Below are 21170 nucleotides of genomic sequence, written 5' to 3'. Positions count from 1 at the left end.
TAGATGTTTGGATTAATATTAAATAGGGTTGAATGCCCGCGGGTATGTTACTTCGTTTGAATAGAACCGGAACAAGCATCTCCTTCTTCTACCCCATTCAGCCAAGTCCGGAGATGATTTGTTCTTTCCCGGGTTAATTTTTCCAGATAATTTGCTTGACAAACAGGATGAATAGACCCATAATACCCAACCTCTCTTTCCGGATATTTCATTTTTAGTTCGGCATCTCTAAAACTAATCCAGATTCTTTGAGAGGCTTTTAGATTAGCTAAAAATGCCTTGTCTGTTTTATATTTTACCAGAATATTTTTATAAACTCCATTTAATTCTTTATCGGCTTTCTGGTAATTCGAATAAGCTTCTTCATTCATTTCAGTTTGAGTCTGACCAAAAGAACAAGTTACAAGGCAGGTAAATAAAACAATAAGCACTTTTTCCATTTTACGGGCAAGCAATTAGCTTAAAATTAAATAACTGAACTTTATGTTGGGATATTGATTTGGTTAATATGCCAAACAAAGCTATTAAACTTTTTGTGCCGGGTTGCCGAAAACGGTTTGATTCGCCGGAACATCGGCTACAACTACGGCGCCGGCTCCCACCCGGGCTTTTTTCCCGATTTTTACGCCGGCTACTACTACGGCACCCGCGCCGATAAAGGCACTTTCCTCGACTTCCACGTCAGAGCCCACGTTAGCACCCGCGCCAATCTGCACGAAATCGGCAATCTTCGCCCCGGAGTCAACTAAGGCATTAGAATGAATAATGCAATTATTGTTTATGCGGGCATTGGCATTTACCACGGCGCCGGCGTTTATTAAATTACCGTGTCCCAGCCAGGCATGCTCTGACACCGACGTAAACTTGTGAATGGCATTTACCGGTATGACCTGGTACTCGTCTTTTAACAAGTTAATTAAACTCTTGCGGGTGGCAGTTTCTTCGGCGGCTACAAAAACTTCGCATTTCTTGCCCAAAATCTTTAGAAATTCCGGGTCGTCGGTGGTACCCATTATGGTAATGCCGTTTACCTCCGTTTGGTGCAGTTTCACTTCGTCGTCCAGGAAGCAGTACACAATTACATGGTTGCTTAGAAAAATATCCAGCGCGGCAATGCCCAGTTTTTGGGCACCTAATATAATTACAGGATTCTGCATAAATGAAAAAATTAAAAGTACCCGGGTTAAACTTGCCAGAAGCTATCTATTGCTGTTAAAACAAGCCTAACCAATACCTTATGATGAATAATCCGCAAAGATAATGGTTTCCGAACCGGCTTCCAACCCTTGGTTTATTTCGCTTTATTGCTTAACAGGTCATTTACCCAGTTTTCCAATCTGGTTAGGATTTTTTGATTCGCTCCGGTTTGTAAGAGTAAATACAGCAAGAAGGGCATAAAGGCTACCTTGTACCGGCTCACCGAACCCAAATTAGCGGTAGAAAAACCAATTAAGCCGGCCAGCAACAGAATATAAATCAATAAGGAGACTACGAGTGTAATTGGCAAATTAGATTTATGCTTCCAAAAAGAAAGTAAACTAATTACTGCCAGCAGCAACACCAGTAAATTTTCAAAACCAGCTAACCAGTACTCTACCGAATTAATTTCACCGAGAAAAGGCCGAAAAATAGCACTACCGATAGCTTTCGGGGCATATTGAATTAAACTAGCGAAAGTAGGCTGTAAATGGGGCAAATCGATAAAAGCTTTGCGGGTAGTAGCTAATTTTGAGGTTTGGTAACTGTTTATTAACTCCCGGAAAAAATAATCCAAATTTATCGCCTCGTGCAAAAAAGAAGCTCCTATCCCTAGAACCAGTAAGGCAACAAGATAGAAGTAAAGTTTTTTTTGCCTGGGTAGGTGCCACCTCCGCGCAGCCAATTCTACCAGAGCGAAGCCGGCAAGTAATGGAAAATAAGCCACGGCAAAATAAAACCGGATTTTGAAGCAAAAAAACGCTGCCACAAGTAAGGCAATGCTACGCAAGACTACTTTTTGATTACCAGGTTGATAAACAAATTGCAGTACCACGGCGAGCAGCAAGGTTGAACTGCCCACCAAAATACTTTCTTTTAACACCCCCGACGACCAAAAAACGACCGACGGAAAAAACAAAAAAGCCAAAGCGGCCGCTACTTTGGTAGCCGGAAAAACCTTGGTAATAGTTACCGTTAGTTGCCAGCAACCATAAAAACTAAACAGCGAAAAGTAAACCGCATTTAAATAATAATTATACCCGGTTTCAAAATTTAAAAAATGCAGCACCAGCACCATAAAGAAAGAATTGGAATACTCCCGGTACTTCATTACATCGTACAAATACACGCTTTGGTACTCGCCGGTTAGTAAAAAACTCAGGTAATTGCTGGGGTCTTGCGAAGCATACCGGCTCAGAATTTCAGCTTGTTGCTGGTACACGAAGGTATCGCCGCCAAGTAAATAATGCTGGTAAAGATAACCTACCAATAGGCCACAAATTAGTTTAAAAACTAAAGCGGGCCAGAAAATAACTTTTAAGAAAGGAACCGTTTGTTGCTTCCGTCCACGGTAAGAAATTAGGCTTATGAATAAAATATTTGCCAGTACATACAACCCATTCATCGGGCAAAGTGATTTTTCTTTAAAATAAAACTACCAATGCTGCATTGCAGGCAGTTACGTGGCACACAATAATTTTGGTTTAGCTGCAGCAATGCCTGCGAATCAGCAGCGGTTTGGTGGTAAAAATCCAAACCGGTGTACAAACGGGTAATACGATTATCTTCCGGGGGTAATTGTTCCAGTAAGGCAATGGCTTTCTCTACGTAACTTTCGTCGTTTTTATATTTGCCATACGCCACTAGTAAGGGAGCTACCGCATTTATTAGTAATAAGTAAATGCTGCTTTTCCCCAAACCTTTAGGTGCCTTTCTGGTTTCTTGGCCCGGTAATACATGCGTTTGCCAGTAGGTTGCTGGTTCTACCTGAAAGTAGGTTTGCCAAGCAGCCATAGAGTTAGCCGAAAGCAAATTGGAAAATAAATGTTCTTGTTGGTGCAGCAAAGCCGCCAATTGCGCCAATCTTACCGTAGGGAAATTAGCCGGCCGGAGCCGCAAAAAATTCCAGTCGGCCCGTTTTAAGCCAGTGGGTAACGCATATTTGTGTTGTAAATAAGTAAATTCCTGAAATAAGGTACGCCAATAATCATCCGGTGCATCGGGCAGCAAAAAACCAGCTTGGCCAAACAATAACGCTTCGAGCGCGATTAACTGATGCCGGTGGCGGCGCAAAATGGCGTAAGGTAAAACCTGGGCCAGACGCAGCATGCCCGTCTGGTTTATTTTAAACCCGAAACTACTTAATAGCCAGGCATAACAAGTTTCTTCCCAATTGTTTTGAGTGGTAGTTAAAATAGTTAGTACCCGGTCGGCTTTCGTCTGCAAGCGTTCCATCCGAACCCGTTCCTGCATGCTGGTTTTAATCAAGCCAGGTACCTGGGGGGCAAAAGGACTACACGGAATTTCCTCGCGATTTTCTAAAAATTGCTGATAGGTATTTACCAGGTGTAAAGGAATTCGCCCGTGTAGAGCTATCGTGGGTATTTCTGTACCATCGGCGCGCCTCGCGGGTTTATCGTTTTCCCAAACTACGTGCAAGATTACCTGGTTGTACTTCGGGTCGGTTTGGTGGGAGTGTTTTTCCCAATCCGAGGCGTAGACATGAATCTCCACGCTGCCGTTCCATTCTTCGGTTCCTATTCGCAGTCGAGCATTATAAAAATCCGGACCGGCATTGGTATTATAAAACCCTGGTTTTAGTACATGCACTGCTTCATTGTGCGAGGTAACTAAATCGGCTTTATCGAAATACTGCTGCTGCCACACATAATGCAGAAAATCTTCTTTAAAGGGCACAGCGGAGGTCATGGTACGGTAAGCGGAGGGTATTTACAAGAATAAGCATAAAAACATAAATAGGCTAAACTAATTGCTATTTAAGAATACTCTAGCTATTAAGCACTCGTAAAATTTCACCTCTAAACCACTGTGTTTTGGCCAAATCACTGATTGTATAATTAAATCTTGTAAGGTATTTTTTATTGAAATGCTTTTTCATGTTAAAAAACGGATAAAAGTCATCGAATATATTACTCTTTAATGCTTCCGTAATTGGCTTAATATTACCATCATCTTTTATGCAATCCTTAAATTCAATATAATGAGTTCGTGATGTGCCAATTTCACTTACTACATCAATAAGCTTCTCATTCTTTTGCCTTAAGATTTCAGCGATATATTCTTCTTTATCAAATTTAGCATATCTTAATTCTCCAAAGTTATCTGGATGATAGATGTAATTCTCAAATGTAGAAAGAAGTAATATTTTTAAATTTGGCAGTTGACCTCTGATTTTTTCAATTTCTTCCGATTTTAAATAATCTCTATCTCTTAATCCTAACTTATCTTTGTCGCTTTTGACTGTCAAAAAAACCTCTCGGTTGTTATTTGCCGGTAAGAATAGAAAACCATCTTGGCCTAAAGCAGAATTGAAATATTCATCATTTTTATTCTCAACTATAACTAGCTTATATCCTTTAAGAATGGAAGCAATAGTTGCTTTGGGAATTGCTATTTCATAAACCTCTAGTTTATTCTTAGATAAAGGTATTAGTTCTTGTTTGGTGTCAAAATTTATTAAATTTAAATCAATAATTGAAGCAATATCACTATTTCTGGCGTAGTCTATAAAACCTAAAGCATGCGAAGCAGTCCAAAGTTGAGAGTCATCCGAAATCCACTTAGTAACAATCTCCTCTAATAAACTTGCTTGTAAAGCAGTATTTAAATGATTATCCATTTCATCGATAAAAATTATGGAGTTGCTATAATATTCTTTTCTTGCTATAAAGTTTATAAGTAAGATAATTACTTGTTTCTCACCGTGGCTTAATAAGTCATAATTGATTTTTGATTCACCTTTTTTAAAAATCAACTTGGCTGGAGTGCGAGGAGTTGCGTCTTGAAACTCTGCAATTTGAATAGTTGTAGTTTCGTCACCCCCGAATATTTTAAGAAGTGAACTATTTAATGGCTCAATAAAGTCCCTAAAAATTTTTAAAGTATCTGCTTGTTTACCACTAAATACAGGCTCTCTTAAAGCTTGATTTATCTTTTGGATATAAAGGAATACATCATTAATAAAACGGGTGTCATTTTCAATATAAGTGATAGGGCTATCCATATCCGTGGATACAGCAGAGGGATTGGCATCGTTAGAATTTCTAGGCACTATGCGAATACTGCTTCTTCCTATAAATTTCTTAACCAGCTCCGTTCCTTTGATGATATTATAACCAGTTTTTTCAATTAAATCGCCACTGGTAAATTTTACCACTACTTTTGGTTCTTCGTTTTTTTTCTTTTGATAGTAATCAGATGCTTCATCATCGCTATAGGTCCTAGCTTTATACGGGACGTTTAACCAATCAAAAGCATCAAACAACGAGGATTTGCCAGAGCCATTTGAGCCTATTAATAAAACGAGTTTCGCTGTCTCAGGTATGTCTGAAATAGTTAAGTCAGTAAACCTTTTAAAGTTTACTAATTCAATCTTGCTTACTTTCATCTATTTATAAAATAGTATTACACAGATATTATATCACTTAACTTATTTTTTCAAGAGAGGCCAAATACGTTACAATTAGGCAAACTTTTTTAAAGTTATAGATATTATTTCTTCATACTTAAAAATTCTTCGAAAGGACACTACAGTCAACAGCCATATTTACTTCACAATCTTACCCCAAGTACCGACTTAAATAACCTGCCATTTCCTGCTGGATCAACAAAGCAGCGGCACGGGCTTGTTCGGCAAAGTCGGTGCCGTTGGAAGCGTAAATAATAGTACGCGACGAGTTCACGAGCAGGCCGCATTGCTGGTTCATCCCCAAACGCGAAATATCCGCCAAATTGCCGCCTTGGGCGCCCACTCCCGGAACTAACAAAAAGTGATTGGGTACTATTTCGCGTACGCGCTGAATAAAATCCGGCCGGGTAGCGCCTACTACGTACATTAATTGTTCATCGGTGGCCCAGGATTTACTCGTACTTAGTACATTCTCGAACAAACAACGGGAATAATCGTCGGTACCATCATCGGTTTGCAAAAGCTGAAAATCGGCGCTCCCGGGGTTAGAGGTTAACGCTAGTAAAATCACCCATTTATCAGCTTTCAAGAGAAATGGCTTTACCGAATCTTCGCCCATGTACGGAGCAACGGTGATCGAATCAAAATTTAAATTTTCAAAAAAAGCCCGGGCATAGAGTTCGGAAGTATTGCCAATATCGCCGCGTTTGGCATCGGCAATGGTAAAAATATCCTTCGGAATGTAGTTTAAGGTTTTTTCGAGGCTTATCCAACCTTTCGGCCCAAGAGCTTCATAAAAGGCAATATTCGGTTTATAAGCTACGCACAAATCCGCCGTAGCATCAATAATCTGGCGGTTGAACTCAAAAATGGGGTCTTCTAGATCGCGTAAATGGACGGGTATTTTTTGTAAGTCGGTATCTAAACCAACGCATAAATACGAGTGCTTTTTTTTAATTTGGTCGAATAACTGCTCTTTGGTCATTATAGTAGAAGTAATCTGAATCTTTTTGTATAGAATAGAAATTATCTATTCGGCAGCAATTTACAGGATTATTCTTTCGCCGTTTACCAGACAGGTTGAATAACTTTATCTTGCTATGCTTTTATATAGCTCTGCCGTACTCCTTAACTTTACTGCGCCGGTGGCACGGGGATACTAATTTAAATGCAGTTTGTTTACCTGAAGTGCTAACCTGGTACTGGGAAGAAATTTTAATTTCCGGTGCAAATTCCGGATATTAGCTATTTACCTCCTAGGCATGAATCATGAATTAATAAAAAATATTCTTTGCGAACTCGGGGAAGCCGTGTGCCAAAAAGTTCATCAATCGCTCCGGCAGAGTTCGGTGGAGGCGTTGAGCGCCATTTATAAAGAAGGCGAAGACGATACTATTTACCAGATTGACCGCGACGTAGAAGAAATTTTAATTCCTCGTTTAACAACTTATGCTCCTCCATTAGGTGGTATCGTGTTAATTGCGGAAGGCGTTAACGAAATGGTACTACCCGTGGGCATGCCTTCGGACCAAGCCCAAATCCGGCTGATTATTGACCCCATTGATGGCACCCGGGGCATTATGTACGATAAACGGTCGGCTTTTTTTCTGGCCGGGGCAGCGCCCAATAAAGGTTCGGAAACTTGTTTGCAAGATATTGAGGTAGCTGTAATGACGGAGCTGCCTACTTCGCGTTCGTTCCTGAGCGACACCATATGGGCCATTAAAAATAAAGGTGCTTTTGCTTTTACCCGCGATTTAAAAACCAGCGAAATTGTTTCCCGGAATATTTCTCCTTCTAAAGCCCGCACCATTGTAGGCGGTTTTAGCCAGATTGCCCGGTTCTTTCCTCCCGGACGGGCCCTATTAGCCCATTTAGATGACGAATTAATTCAGATTTTAGCGCCAAATATGCCCGCCGGCAAAGCTATTTTGTTTGAAGACCAATATATTTCGAGCGGTGGGCAGTTGTACGAAGTTCTGATGGGACATGACCGGTTTATTGCCGACCTCCGGCCTTTGCTTTACAATCGGCTGGCGCGCGAAGGAAAAACAATTGGTTTGGTATGCCACCCGTACGATGTAGCCGCTCATTTGATTGGTAGCGAAGCCGGAATTATTATTACCAATGAATTAAGCGAACCGCTTAACCCGAAATTAGATGTTACCTCGCCAGTGGGTTTTATGCTTTTCGCGAACGAACATATTCAGCAGCAGGTACAACCTGTTTTACGCGAGCTGCTAATTAAAAACAATTTGCTTACAACCTAATTACGGATTCAGGCTTGCTCTAACCCTTAAAAATAGTACCATGTTAAATATTTTAGAATTAAACCACGTTGCTTTACACGTGCAGGACGTTCCGGCAAGTTGCCGTTTCTACGGCGATTTGCTTGGCTTCCGTTCCCTGGCGCGCCCCGCTTTTGATTTTCCGGGTGCCTGGTTTGCGCTGGGACCACACCAAGAACTGCACTTAATCGGCGACCGGTACCAGGCCGTACATAGCCACCATCGCGGCAATCATTTTGCTTTAAAAGTAGCCTCTATTCAGGAAACCGAAGCATATTTACGAGCCGCTGGGTTAAACTTTATGGGTCCCAAAAAACGGCCGGATGGCATGTGGCAAATCTTCCTGGAAGATCCGGATGGCCACACTCTGGAATTTACCGAACTGCCAGGTTAGTTGAGCTTGGGCAAAGAGCTAAAGCCAAAACATTCCGGGTAAACCTAAATAAATGATTTTCTTTCGTTTTTGTAAAAAAACCACAGAAGATTTATTAAACTTCTAAACATTTTTTTCCGCGGTTTTCATGAGAATTTACATGCAGCAAATAACATTCATTTGTAATAATATTCAGAACCAAGGAATAGTTTTAGCAGTATGATAAATTATACTCCAGCATTTGTAAGTTTCTATTTTGTAGGTTCTTAATTATAGTATTACTTTATACAAGGTTTTTATTTCACTCTTCCATGCGCGCACCGTTACAGTTTATTTTTACTTTTTTATTAATAGCCTGCAGCTTCGGGCAAGCCTTTGCTTTTGACGATGGTTTGGAGGCTTTACAGAAGAAGAAATACGATAAAGCATTTACAATTTTTTATAAATCTTTATCCGAAAATCCGGATGATGTGGCGGCCCTATATGGGATGAGTAAATTACTTAGTTTACCGGATTACACCTCGCGTGACCTTGAAAAAGCCTATGTTCATATTGTAAATGCCAAAGGAGCCTTTCCTTCTGTAAACGAAAAAGTTAAAAAGAAACTACTGAAAGCTAAAATCAACGAACAGGCGATCATTGATCTCCAAAATCAGTTGGATTCTTTATCTTTTGCAGAAGTAATTCAAAAAAATACCTTGGAAGCTGTTCAGGAATACCTGGATATCCATAAAAATTCACTTTATGCCGATAAAGCCAATGAATTAAAAGAAGAATTAACTTTTCAGGAAACCTTACGCGAAAACACCGATAAAGCGTACAGCGCTTTTCTTAAGAAATACCCCAATTCAAAGAACAAAGCCGAGGTTAAAAAGAAATACGATAAATTAATTTACACCAAAGTTACCGAATCCAAAGACTATAAAGCGTATAAGTTCTTTATAGATAATTATCCGGAAAGCCCTTATTTAGAAGAAGCCAAACAAAAATACGAAGTAGCCTTATTTAAGCATTTAACCGCCGACGATACTGAAACCAGTTACGAAGCCTATATTGCTAATTATCCGGATAGTAAGTTTGTGAAAGTAGCCGAAGATAGCATTTTTGCCAAGTATACTTCTTTTCCGTCTATTCCGGAGTACGAACGCTACATTCAAAAATACCCGAACAGTAAAAAAATATACGAAGCCTGGAATAAAATTTATATTTTATACACCGATAGCGGCGATCCTGAAGTGTATACCCAATTTTTAACCAAATACCCGGATTATCCTTACAAAAACGATGTTCAAAACGATGTGGAACTGGCCACATTCGGGTTAAACATGCTGCTTAATAATTTCCGGGGATTCAAGGACGACCAGGTAGATGCCTACGTTAAATTAGCGGCTCCCACTGATCAGGCGATAAAAGTATTACTATTAAAAGTACAACCATTGCTGGCTTCTAATCAACGCCAGAAGGCGATTGATATTCTGGAAATGCACCGGGCCGAGTTTCAGAATAAAGGCTATAAAATTGACAAAGCCATTGCTACCATTAAACAAGGCGGCGGCAAAACACCCGCCAGCAACGTAACGCTGCGCTCAGAAACGAAATCGACTAATGAATAATCATTTATTAATTTTTAAATCTTCCGATCGAAGCAAATAAATAATCTAAAATACAAGTAGTCATTACCTAACGGCAGAATTTTCGTATGAGGTGTTAAAAGCCATATTATGGAAACGAATAAAACCGAACCGGTACAACCACCCAAAGAAAACGAACAAATTACCAACGCCGACGATAGCAAAATACTACCGGATGCTAATCCCGATCCCCTATCGGGCAACCAAACCGACGCCTTTGATCACGATTACGAAGGGAAAGAAGAAGTTGGTAATGTTGGGGCCGAAAACGAATGGGATGCAGAACAACTCGACGGCAGTACCGCTAATAATCTCAGGACTAAGTAACTAAAAAACAGTTCTTTCTTTTTCAGAGGTACAACGTACATCTGATTATTACCTGCTTGCTCTTTAACAGCACACTTTTCTTATAATTAGTTCTAACATTTGCCCAGCAATTTATGCATCCAGCTCGCTTATAAGGCGAGTATGTAGCCAATCGAGCCAATCCCGATTATCCTTAACATCCAATTCCTCTGGGTCTGGAAGTAAATTTTCGTGAGCAGTCTTAAGTTTAAGGTAAATAGTATCCTGATAGGTAAATTTTTAGTAGGTAGCTTTTGTGAGGGCGTTGCTAGTATAGCGTTGGAACCCGGTTCTATGGTGAAAGATTTCAAAATAAAAACACCACCCAAAAAGATAAAATTATTAACCTTAACCAGGCTTTTATCGGCTCCAGTAGCAATAGTTAAGTAAGTAATACGGTGTGCTTTATATGAATGTAAATGAATTATTCCCTTACTTTAAACGGTATAAAAGTATTTAGTAAAACTAACCATCAAGTATATTCCAGAATTTATTATTTGCATTTTCTCTATTTATAAACCTTAATTAGAAAATAGTATAGTTAAATAGTAAAAAATTTATTCTGAATTAAACTATTACAAACCGATTTTAGTTTACCAATCAAACTAAAATATAAACATTCCTTCGATTATTTATCTTAACTAAAGTTTTACTACCCTCTAAAACTTTCTACTGGCATGATTTTTATTACATATAGAAAAATCTATCCCTTTTATAACAGAATTTCCTTTTAACATTTACCAAGTATATTACTATTTATTTCCTTAATTTATATTTTATGAAAAACCTATTTTCCTTTTTATTACTCCTTGCGGTATTTACATTTAGCGGTTGCAAGAAAGACGAAGAAGTTAATCCCGACGAGGAATCCGCTAAAGTAGACTTAGGAGTTTTTAAAATAACGCAAGATCCGGCTACAGGTAAGGCGGTCAAAGCTCCCATAACCTGTACCATCTGGATGTGGAGAACCGAGAACCGTGATTATGATATAGCCGCTTCCGGATCAGAAATTTACGTAGGGAGAATCTTTGATAAAACAACTAAAACCTACGTTAGCGCGGAATATGGGGCAATTGGAGTAGTCATGACGGAAAAAATCAAACCAGGGAAATATTTGGTTTATGTCGTAATTAACAAATCTGACCTACCCGGTAGCCAGGCTTACTCTTATAAAAATGTAGAAATCGGTGCCGATCAAACTTTAAACTTTAAAAAAGTATTCAGCCAAAACGTGGGTACTATGCAGTTCGAAGATTGGGAAAAGAATCAATAAAAAAGTATATAACCACTATAAAAAAGGTAGATAGATATATCTACCTTTTTTGTTTTATATTTACCGAATTGTAGCTGATTACCTTCCAAATTGAACCATAAACCTAGTATTACGCTTATAGTTCTGAAGATTATCAGCTTCAGTTGAATAATCTAAACCACAAATTACTATCTAGCCTGAATTAAATCATCTGTACAAATCTAAAACAGGCCGCTATTCAAGAAAAATAAGAATGTTATTTACCGACTTACAGATAATGGAGCCTATCTTAAAGGCTTTACAAACCGAAGGATACACGAATCCTACTCCTATTCAAGAGAAAGCAATTCCTATTATATTAAAGAAACATGATTTACTCGGCTGTGCCCAAACCGGCACGGGTAAAACGGCTGCTTTTGCTATTCCTATAATTCAATTATTGCACAACCAACAAACACCTACCAAGAGTTACCGGCCCGTAAAAGCCTTAATTTTAACGCCTACCCGCGAACTAGCTATCCAGATTGGGGAAAGTTTTGCGGCTTACGGCCGTTATACCAACTTACGGCATCAGGTAATTTTTGGCGGGGTACCGCAGAAAGCACAAACAGATGCTTTACGCGCCGGCGTAGATATTTTGATTGCTACCCCAGGTCGTTTACTCGATTTAATGAATCAAGGCTTTATTAGCTTGCAGCACCTAAATTTATTCGTACTCGACGAAGCCGATCGGATGTTGGATATGGGTTTTGTGCACGACGTAAAAAGAGTAATCACGAAATTGCCGGCAAAAAGACAAACTTTGTTTTTTTCCGCAACCATGCCGCCCGAGATCGTAAAATTAGCGGACACTATTCTGGTAAATCCGGTTAAAGTAGAAGTAACACCTGTTTCCTCAACGGCCCATACTATTGAACAGGCCGTTTATTACGTTCAGAAAAACGATAAAAAACCTTTATTACTTCACTTATTAGCCGATTCTTCTATTGAAACGGCCTTAATATTTACGCGCACGAAACATGGCGCCGATAAAGTAGCGAAAGATTTAAACCGGGCCGGGATTGGGGCTGAAGCTATTCACGGCAATAAATCGCAGAATGCCCGGCAACGTGCTTTAACTAATTTTAAAACCCGGCAAACGCGCGTATTGGTGGCTACGGATATCGCTGCCCGCGGCATTGACGTAGAAGAATTAACCCACGTGATTAATTTTGAATTACCTAATGTACCCGAAACGTATGTGCACCGGATTGGTCGTACGGGGCGGGCGGGTGCGAACGGCATTGCCTGGTCTTTCTGCGACGCTGAGGAACAACTTTATCTCCGCGACATAAATAAACTAATTGCTAAAACTATTCCGGTAATACAGGATCATCCTTATCCAATGACGCCCGTTGCGCACTCGAAAGCAGCAACACCCATCACGGAAAACAAAGCAAATGGATCTTTTAATAAGAGTAACTCTAGAAACAGAAATGCGCCTAAAAGATGGTCTAATGCCTCTAAAAACTAATAAAAATAAGCATGCTTTTTAGAAATAAATAGCATTTTCACTCTTTTAGAATCTACTACCTGCACCGCCGCTATTTAAATAAAATAGCGGCGGCGTTTTTTTATTTTACCTGTTAAATTTTTGCTCCTCGGTTTATCTCCTCGTATTATTTACTAGTAAACGGCCGCTTTAACCACGACCCTTTTTAATGAAGTAATGGTTTAATTAAATTATCAGAAAGATTATACATTTTCAGCGTCTCTCTTCTATCTTTAAAGGTTTGTAAAGAATAAATTGAAAGAACTATGAAATTATATCGTCTAAAGACCGGCATTCTCATTGAAGAAGATCAAACTTTTTACCTGTCGCAGGATACAGATTGGGATAGGTTTATCAATCGGGAAAACTTGTACGAGGAAGTAAAAGCCGAGATCAGCCGGCTCCGCCCAGAAACAAACGGTACGCAATTAATTGCCGATGAGTTGTTAGTACCAATCGTGCGGCAAGAAATTTGGGCCGCCGGCGTTACTTATTATCGCAGTAAAAATGCCCGAATGGAAGAATCGAAAGATGCGGGCGGGGGTGATTTTTACGATCGAGTATACGATGCCGAACGGCCGGAAATATTTTTTAAAGCTACTGCTGCCCGTACGGTTGGCCATTTGGGTGCGGTGCACATCCGGAAAGATTCTACCTGGGATGTTCCGGAACCAGAATTAACTATTTTTATCAACAACAAAGGCCAAATTGCAGGTTACACCATTGGCAACGATATGAGTTCCCGCAGCATCGAAGGCGAAAATCCGCTGTATTTACCCCAGGCTAAAACCTACGATAACAGCGCCGCCATTGGACCCGGCTTATATCTTGCGGAAAATAAAATTGATAAGGATGCCAATATCAGTCTCGAAATTATCCGCAAAGAAAAAACGGTATTTTCAGATACGATCAGCATAAATCAAATTAAGCGTTCGCATGAGGAATTAGTAGACTTTTTGTTTCGGGAGTGCAGCTTTAGTTACGGCGTTTACCTGATGACCGGCACTGGCATTATTCCTCCTAATGATTTTACCTTAGCCAGCGGCGATGAAATCCGGATTAGTATTGAACATATTGGTACATTAATAAACTACGTCCGCTAAAAACCAGTCTGCCGGTTCGGATAGTGCCGGCTTAAACACTTTAGTTTACCTTATTTTCTTTTCTTAAATCAACCTAAAGCTAAGTTCAAGTAACGACATTAGGATAAAAGTACGTAAACCTTATTTCTCGAAATTTAAATAATCAGGTTTCCCAATCTTTAAATACGATCATCATGACTGATAAAAATATACTTACGGAAGTTTCAACTCCATCAAAAACGTTCCGGGGTTTTAACCCGACTAAAGGCGAATGGTTAACCACCGAATTCACCGAAAGTTCCCCGGAAGCAGTAGCGGCGGCAGCAGAGAAAGCGGAAGCCGCTTTTTTAATCTACCGGAAAAAAACAGGAGCAGAAAGGGCAGATTTCCTGCAGAAAATTGGCGAAGAAATCATGAACTTAGGCGATGCCCTCATAACCCTTTGCCAGGAAGAATCTGGTTTGCCCGAAGCCCGTTTACAGGGTGAACGAGGCCGTACCATTGGTCAGTTAAATATGTTTGCCGCCTTATTACGGGAAGGTTCCTGGGTAGATGCCACTGTTGACACGGCCATACCCGACCGGAAACCTTTGCCTAAATCGGACTTGCGGCGAATGAATATTGCTTTGGGACCAGTGGGTATTTTTGGAGCGAGTAATTTCCCCTTGGCTTTTTCGGTAGCCGGCGGCGATACGGCATCGGCGTTGGCGGCAGGTTGTACGGTAGTAGTTAAAGGCCACCCGGCTCATCCGGGCACTTCGCAGTTAATGGCGGCAGCAGTGTTGCGGGCAGCTCAGGCCACTAATATGCCCGATGGCGTATTTTCGATGGTACACGGGCAATCCACGGCGGTAGGCATGGATTTGGTAGAACATCCGCTTATTAAGGCCATTGGCTTTACCGGCTCATACCGGGGCGGCAAGGCTCTTTTCGACGCAGCAGCCCGCCGACCTGAACCTATTCCGGTTTATGCCGAAATGGGCAGCACTAACCCGGTATTTATTTTACCAGGGGCTTTGAAAGAACGGGGCGAGAATTTAGCGCAAGGGCTTGCGACTTCTGTAACTATGGGCGTTGGTCAGTTTTGTACCAATCCGGGTTTAGTGGTAGCGCAGCAATCTACGGAAGCAGAAAAATTTTTAAATAAAACCACGGAGGTATTTACGGGTTTATCGGCGGGCACCATGCTAACTCCTACCATAAAGCAAGCTTTTGATGCGGGCATTCAAAAGCTAACGCAAACGGCGGGCGTTTCGGTACTAGCTACCGGCATAAGCAATGAGAGCGCTTGCGGCGGTACTCCGCATTTACTTCGTACCGATGCAACTACTTTTTTGGCTACTCCGGAAATTGGCGAAGAAGTATTTGGACCTTCTACGGTTTACATTTCGGCTACGGGTAAAGAAGAGTTAATGGCTATTGCCAATGGCTTACACGGGCACTTAACGGCCACCTTGCAAGCTACCCCGGAGGATTTGGTAGAATACGCCGATCTGGTCGCAATCTTGGAACGGAAAGTTGGCCGCTTACTAATTAATGGCTTCCCGACGGGAGTAGAAGTTTGTGCCTCCATGGTACACGGCGGACCTTTCCCGGCTACTACCGATGCGCGTACCACTTCGGTGGGGACGGCGGCTATCTACCGGTTCAGCCGACCCGTTTGTTACCAGGATTTTCCGGATAGTGTATTACCAGCAGAACTACAAAATAGCAACCCTTTGAATATTTGGCGCAATGTGAATGGTCAGTTAACGAAAGATAAAATATAACGGATGCAGTTATTAAAGCTGGCTAACTACTAATTTCAGAAGAAGATAAATTTTGTCAGTTAATAAAAAAGTCCGACAGAAGATTTTTAATTGTAAAATCTTCTGTCGGACTTTTTTATTAACTATTCGGAGAGCTTCCTTACTAAAAAATGCTACTAAGCGTTAATGCGGTGCTTTAAGCGATCTATTAAAACGGCACCCACAATAATTATCCCGATGATAATTTCCTGCACGTAATTGGGCAAGCCCAACATATTACAGCCATTACGCAAAACCGCCATTATCAATGCTCCAATAATGGAACCCAAAGCGCTACCTTCCCCTCCACTTAAAGATCCGCCGCCAATTACCACCGCCGCAATAATATCTAATTCCATCCCGTTCGCCGCCGTAGGATCGCCTACGGTTAAGTTGCTGTACTGCATTACCGAAGCAATACCCACAAATATGGAGCTTACCGTGTAAATCATAGCTTTGTTGAGATTTACTTTAATGCCGCAAAGGCGGGCCGTGAGTTCGTTGGAGCCAATAGCAAAAATATGCCGGCCAAATACCGTATATTTTAAAAGGATAGCCAGTATGGCAAATAACAATACGGTTATCCAAACTCCCGGTGCGAATACCAGCCACGATGGTTCCGGATCTAACAACATTAAATCCTGCAACCAGTTGGGTGGCGTACTAATGGTTTGTTCTTTCCCAATCCATTTTGCCACGCCGCGGGCAATCTGCATCATACCCAGCGTAACAATAAACGGCACAATAGTAAACCGGGAAATAAACGACCCAATAATTAAACCGCATAAAGCACAAGCCCCAATTGCCGCTAAAGCTGCCACAAGAGGCATAATTCCCCCTACGGAAGTAGCCTCGGAACCACCCTGCAGATTCATGATGGTAGCAATAACCACCGTACCTAAAGCAATTTGAGATCCTACGCTTAAATCAATCCCGCCGGAAATAATGACCATGGTCATGCCAAAGGCCGCAATTCCCACAATAACACTTTGAGTAAGAATGGTTTTTACGTTATCGAAAGAATTAAACTGCGGCGGACATAGAATGGTAAACAGAATTATCACAAACAGCAGCCCGAAAAACGGCCCAAACCTGGCTAAAACTTTATTCATATATCAGATAAAAATCAAATAGGTAGAAACCGAAACCGGGTAAAATATACTTTGGCTAAATTCAGTTTAAACCCGGTAAATAAAATTAAAAATATTTATTCTGCAAGGTCCGGCAACAAGCTCTTCTATTACCAAATAAATTAGGCCATTGCTTCTGCTCCGGAAGTAGCATAAAGCATAATATCGTGCTCATTCCAGGCGGAAATTGGTTTAATCTCCGACATCTGGCCCCGGTACATAACCGCTAGGGTATCGCACACTCCCAATAATTCCGGTAAATAAGAACTTACAACTACAATGGCTTTACCTTCGGAGGCTAAGGTTTGAATTAACCGGTAAATTTCGGCTTTACTTCCTACATCAATTCCCCGGGTGGGTTCATCCAAGAATAAAATGTCGCTATCGTGGTGCAATAAACGCGCAATACAAGCTTTCTGCTGATTTCCGCCCGATAAACTACCAATAGCTTGTTTCGGATCACGGCATTTTATGCGCAATTTTTCCGACCAATTAGAAGCAGTTTCGTGCTCTTGGTTCAAATTTAATAGTCCGAATTTGCTGTATTTACTTAGGGCAGATAAAGTAATGTTATTGGCAACGGATAAATTTAAAGCTAAGCCTTCTTCTTTCCGGTTTTCGCTTAATAAATCCATTTCGGTGCCTAAAGCCTTGCCCGGATTAATGTATACGGCGTTGAGTTCCGGGTAATTTTTAATTTTTACCTGACCATTACGAACGATTTCCAAGCCAAAAATACTCCGGATGGTTTCGGAACGCCCCGCCCCTACCAAGCCCGAAATGCCTAAAATTTCACCTCGCCGGAGCGTAAAAGTTATTTCTTTATGATACGGAGCCGTTACCAGATTGCGAACAGTTAAAACCGGCTCCCCAATTTGGTGCGGAAGATGCGGGTATAACTCCTCTACCGATCGGCCAATCATGTGCCGGATTATTTCCGGAATAGTAACTTCGGATATGTTACCGGAAGTGATAGATTCTCCGTCGCGGATTACGGTAAACCGGTCGGCTATTTCCATTACTTCTTCCAGAAAGTGGCTGATGTAAATAACCGATATATTATTTTCTTTTAGCTTCCGGATTACTTTAAACAAAGCGCGGGCATCTTCGGCGGTTAAAGAGCTGGTAGGCTCATCCAGGATAACCACTCTTGATTCAATCACCAAAGCGCGGGCAATTTCTACCAGTTGTTGTTTACCTAAGCTTAAGCGATTAACCGGCATATCCGGGTCAAGGTGACCTTGTCCTAACCAGTCGAGTGCTTCTTTTACCTGCTGCCGCTGCTTTTTCACGAACCCAAACGAAGTGCGTTCCAGCCCCAGCATTATATTTTCTTCAATCGACAAATGAGGCGCTAAAGTTAATTCCTGGTAAATCATGGCAATACCCGACTGACGACCCGCCGCCGGTGATTCCGGCGCGTATAACTGGCCATCTAAATGCATGGTGCCGCCATCCGCGGTGTAAGCTCCACTCAAAACTTTCATGAGGGTACTTTTACCCGCCCCATTTTCGCCGATTAACGCGTGCACTTCGCCACGCTCTACCTGCAAGCTAACGTTCTTTAAGGCTTTTACCGGCCCAAAGCTTTTGCTTATATTTTCTAAAGAAAGCAGCAAGAAATTTAGATTTAAATGAATAAGATTTTAACTGGCTGTACCTATAAAATTATAGTCCATAGTCTGTGGACTATGGTCCACAGACTATGGACTATGGACTATCGACTAAAGCCTAATTACTCATTCAGCCATTTTTTTAAATCGGGCGTGAGCAAGGCATTAATCTTAGGATCATTGATATTTTCTTTCGTAGCCATAGTAATTCCGGTATCAATGCGCTTTTCGAAAGCATCCCCTTTAATAACAGCTACTGCGGTTTTTACTCCCTGGTATCCCATGTTAAACGGGTCCTGCAAAGCTAATCCCTGAATAGTACCCGCATTTAAGGCCGTAATTAAAGTTTCATTCGAATCAAAGCCCACAAATTTTACTTTGCCCGCTTTGCCGGCCGTTTGCAAAGCCCGCAACATTCCTTGCGTGGAAGATTCATTCGGGCAGTAAATACCATTTACGTCAGCAAAACGGTTTAACAAATTTTGAGAAGCCTGAAAAGCTTTTTCCATGGTAGCGCCGGCGTACTGGTTCGTAGAAACCAGTTGGGCATCAGGAGCATATTCTTTCATGCCCGCTAAAAAACCCTCTTCGCGAGCATGAGTACTGGCCGAGCCTTCGCTGTAACGCAGCATTATTATTTTTCCTTTCCCGCCGGTCAACTCCGCCAACCGTTGCGCGCATAATTTACCTCCCGCAAAATTATCGGTAGCCACAAAACTGGCGTATTCTTTTGAACCCAAATCGGAGTCGAAAATTACTACCGGAATTTTACGTTTTATAGCGGCTTTCACGGGCGGTACTAAGCTTCGTTCGTCGAGGGGAGCTAAAACAATACCGTTCACCCCGCGGCTGATAAAGTTTTGAACCACCTGAATTTGCATTTGCCGGTCGTCTTCTTTTTGCGGTCCCTGCCAAATAACTTCTACATTACCTAACTCGCTGGCTGCTTTCATGGCGCCGGCGTGTACACTTTTCCAGTAGGTATGCGTCGAACCTTTTGGTATTACGGCAATCTTTAACGTCTCACCCGCTGTTGGCTTAGCATTAGTGCTATTTTCCTGCGTGGAGCCAGAATTATTATTACAGGCCGTAAAAACAGAACCAAGAGCCATTGCTCCCAGAACCAGGGCATTTTTCAAAAATCTGCTTCGATTAGTTATCATTTTTATAAGGCGTAAAAAATTATCTTGTCTGTTGTAAAATCTACTAAGTAGATTTTTGCTGAATGAAGGCAAAACCGGTTGTATAAGTAGTTGTTCGATTAATAAATTGGTGCTTACCAATAAATTAGTGTAAGGCATAGGCCAAACTAATTTCGTTGAAGTACTAAATAAATTTTAGTGCAAACCTTTTATTTAAATAGTTAAGCGTAAAATTTTGCTTCAGTGCCAGCTCATCGCGTGGTGAAAATAGGGAAATTAATTTTTATTAAAACAATTTGCTTTCATATTTATTGCCTGGAACAAAAGACAGGTCGTGGCTCCACCAGTCCTTAAATCAAGCTTACATTTTCTAGATCGGGTAAATTTCTCTGGGTGGTGGCAAGCATCTTCCGGTAAATAATTATACAATTTACCGGATTCACGTATACGGAACAGTAAACTTTAACTGTCCCTTTTTAAATATGTCATCAGATAACGATATTTTGGTTAACTCTTGGGAGGAATTGCAAAGGGCGCTATTTAATGATTCTTGGGACCCGAAAATTAATCGTTACCGCTCTTCTTATGTTTACCGGGGCATGTGGAATAAAAATTTTGAGTTAACCACTAGCTTAATCCGGCTCGGTGGTGATTATCCAAAGCTGGAAACGCATTTACTGCGCAATTTTAGGAAATACGCGCACCGCGATGCTGCCCCGGGCAATTCAATCTGGAATTGGCTAGCCGTAGCGCAGCACCATGGTTTGCCCACCCGTTTGCTCGACTGGACTTACTCCCCTTACGTAGCCTTGCATTTTGCCACTAATAATTTATTGCACTACGATACGGATGCTGTAATTTGGTGCGTGAATTACGTACGGTCGAACTCCCATTTGCCCTTGGTGCTGAAAGATGCCATTTCGGAGGAAGGTTCGAATGTTTTTACCCCTGAAGTATTGGAGCCGGTCTGCAGTTCGCTGAAAGAATTAGGCGCTTTTCAGGAGGAAGATTACGTTATATTTCTGGAACCACCTTCGCTGGACGGTAGAATAGTGCATCAATTTGCTTTGTTTGCCATGATGTCGAAGCCAACGGCCTTGCTCAGCGATTGGCTGAAACAAAATCCGGATTTGTATTTCCGGATTATTATTCCGGCGCGTTTAAAATGGGAAATCCGCGATAAACTAGACCAAGCCAATATTACCGAACGGGTATTATTTCCGGGGCTTAACGGTTTAAGCGAGTGGTTGCGCCGCCATTATACTACTATCTGATTTTAAGTTTTCGGTTATAAGCTTTTGTAATTTTGGCTCGTAAATAACCAATAAATGTTGAGTTTATCTTAAATTTTCGGAGATTATCTACCTATT

General features: G+C 41.2%; 18 protein-coding genes. 9 read left to right on the top strand and 9 right to left on the bottom strand.

The genetic code is table 11. The features are described from left to right. Positions 1 to 47 precede the first annotated feature (47 nt). The 6 genes from AHMF7605_RS22945 to pyrF form a co-directional block, all read right to left on the bottom strand. Entirely contained in the window at positions 48 to 440 is a 393-nt protein-coding gene (locus AHMF7605_RS22945) for a lysozyme inhibitor LprI family protein (protein ID WP_106932327.1), read from the bottom strand. Positions 441 to 524: 84 nt separating this feature from the next. Continuing rightward, positions 525 to 1157, bottom strand: coding sequence for a NeuD/PglB/VioB family sugar acetyltransferase (locus tag AHMF7605_RS22940; RefSeq protein ID WP_106932326.1), 633 nt, complete (start codon positions 1155 to 1157; stop codon positions 525 to 527). 134 nt (positions 1158 to 1291) lie between these two features. After that, entirely contained in the window at positions 1292 to 2602 is a 1311-nt protein-coding gene (locus AHMF7605_RS22935) for a hypothetical protein (RefSeq protein WP_106932325.1), read from the bottom strand. Beyond that, the gene (locus tag AHMF7605_RS22930; RefSeq protein ID WP_106932324.1) at positions 2599 to 3906 is read right to left on the bottom strand and encodes a DUF2851 family protein; all 1308 of its coding nucleotides are present in this window, start codon (positions 3904 to 3906) and stop codon (positions 2599 to 2601) included. Before AHMF7605_RS22930 ends, AHMF7605_RS22935 begins: the two co-directional genes overlap by 4 nt. Positions 3907 to 3985: 79 nt before the next feature. Then, positions 3986 to 5605 (bottom strand): AAA family ATPase, encoded by a 1620-nt coding sequence (locus AHMF7605_RS22925; RefSeq protein ID WP_106932323.1) that lies wholly within the window; start codon positions 5603 to 5605, stop codon positions 3986 to 3988. A 172-nt stretch (positions 5606 to 5777) separates the two neighbouring features. Then, entirely contained in the window at positions 5778 to 6611 is an 834-nt protein-coding gene (gene pyrF / locus AHMF7605_RS22920) for an orotidine-5'-phosphate decarboxylase (RefSeq protein ID WP_106932322.1), read from the bottom strand. A 277-nt stretch (positions 6612 to 6888) separates the two neighbouring features. On the opposite strand from pyrF, the gene AHMF7605_RS22915 reads away from it, so the two are divergent. The 8 genes from AHMF7605_RS22915 to AHMF7605_RS22875 all read left to right on the top strand — a co-directional run bounded on the left by AHMF7605_RS22915 (position 6889) and on the right by AHMF7605_RS22875 (position 15897). Beyond that, positions 6889 to 7896 (top strand): FIG domain-containing protein, encoded by a 1008-nt coding sequence (locus AHMF7605_RS22915; RefSeq protein ID WP_106932321.1) that lies wholly within the window; start codon positions 6889 to 6891, stop codon positions 7894 to 7896. A 40-nt stretch (positions 7897 to 7936) separates the two neighbouring features. Continuing rightward, on the top strand, positions 7937 to 8308 hold the full coding sequence (locus tag AHMF7605_RS22910) for a VOC family protein (protein ID WP_106932320.1): 372 nt from the start codon (positions 7937 to 7939) through the stop codon (positions 8306 to 8308). A gap of 290 nt (positions 8309 to 8598) precedes the next feature. Further along, the gene (locus tag AHMF7605_RS22905; RefSeq protein ID WP_106932319.1) at positions 8599 to 9900 is read left to right on the top strand and encodes an outer membrane protein assembly factor BamD; all 1302 of its coding nucleotides are present in this window, start codon (positions 8599 to 8601) and stop codon (positions 9898 to 9900) included. 108 nt (positions 9901 to 10008) lie between these two features. After that, the gene (locus AHMF7605_RS22900; RefSeq protein ID WP_106932318.1) at positions 10009 to 10245 is read left to right on the top strand and encodes a hypothetical protein; all 237 of its coding nucleotides are present in this window, start codon (positions 10009 to 10011) and stop codon (positions 10243 to 10245) included. 796 nt (positions 10246 to 11041) lie between these two features. After that, the gene (locus AHMF7605_RS22890; protein WP_106932316.1) at positions 11042 to 11536 is read left to right on the top strand and encodes a hypothetical protein; all 495 of its coding nucleotides are present in this window, start codon (positions 11042 to 11044) and stop codon (positions 11534 to 11536) included. Between the two features lie 232 nt (positions 11537 to 11768). Further along, positions 11769 to 13028 carry a DEAD/DEAH box helicase gene (locus tag AHMF7605_RS22885; protein WP_106932315.1) on the top strand — a complete coding sequence of 420 codons (1260 nt, stop codon included), beginning with the start codon at positions 11769 to 11771 and terminating at the stop codon, positions 13026 to 13028. A 284-nt stretch (positions 13029 to 13312) separates the two neighbouring features. Next, positions 13313 to 14149, top strand: a complete 837-nt coding sequence (locus AHMF7605_RS22880) for a fumarylacetoacetate hydrolase family protein (protein WP_106932314.1) — start codon at positions 13313 to 13315, stop codon at positions 14147 to 14149. A 173-nt stretch (positions 14150 to 14322) separates the two neighbouring features. Next, the gene (locus tag AHMF7605_RS22875) at positions 14323 to 15897 is read left to right on the top strand and encodes an aldehyde dehydrogenase (NADP(+)) (RefSeq protein WP_106932313.1); all 1575 of its coding nucleotides are present in this window, start codon (positions 14323 to 14325) and stop codon (positions 15895 to 15897) included. Between the two features lie 155 nt (positions 15898 to 16052). Here AHMF7605_RS22875 and AHMF7605_RS22870 read toward each other — a convergent pair whose 3' ends face one another. From AHMF7605_RS22870 to AHMF7605_RS22860, 3 genes are all read right to left on the bottom strand, one after another. Further along, a complete protein-coding gene (locus AHMF7605_RS22870; RefSeq protein WP_106932312.1) occupies positions 16053 to 17027 on the bottom strand; it encodes an ABC transporter permease in 975 nt (324 codons plus the stop codon). Between the two features lie 140 nt (positions 17028 to 17167). After that, positions 17168 to 18664, bottom strand: coding sequence for a sugar ABC transporter ATP-binding protein (locus AHMF7605_RS22865; RefSeq protein ID WP_199200297.1), 1497 nt, complete (start codon positions 18662 to 18664; stop codon positions 17168 to 17170). 116 nt (positions 18665 to 18780) lie between these two features. Next, the gene (locus tag AHMF7605_RS22860) at positions 18781 to 19797 is read right to left on the bottom strand and encodes an ABC transporter substrate-binding protein (RefSeq protein ID WP_199200296.1); all 1017 of its coding nucleotides are present in this window, start codon (positions 19795 to 19797) and stop codon (positions 18781 to 18783) included. A 485-nt stretch (positions 19798 to 20282) separates the two neighbouring features. Between AHMF7605_RS22860 and AHMF7605_RS22855 the strand changes: the two genes are divergently transcribed. Further along, positions 20283 to 21074, top strand: a complete 792-nt coding sequence (locus AHMF7605_RS22855) for an FRG domain-containing protein (protein ID WP_106932310.1) — start codon at positions 20283 to 20285, stop codon at positions 21072 to 21074. The last annotated feature ends 96 nt before the right edge of the window (positions 21075 to 21170 follow it).

This window comes from Adhaeribacter arboris, assembly GCF_003023845.1.
Taxonomy (GTDB): domain Bacteria; phylum Bacteroidota; class Bacteroidia; order Cytophagales; family Hymenobacteraceae; genus Adhaeribacter; species Adhaeribacter arboris.
This window is presented reverse-complemented; position numbering and strand designations above follow the sequence as displayed.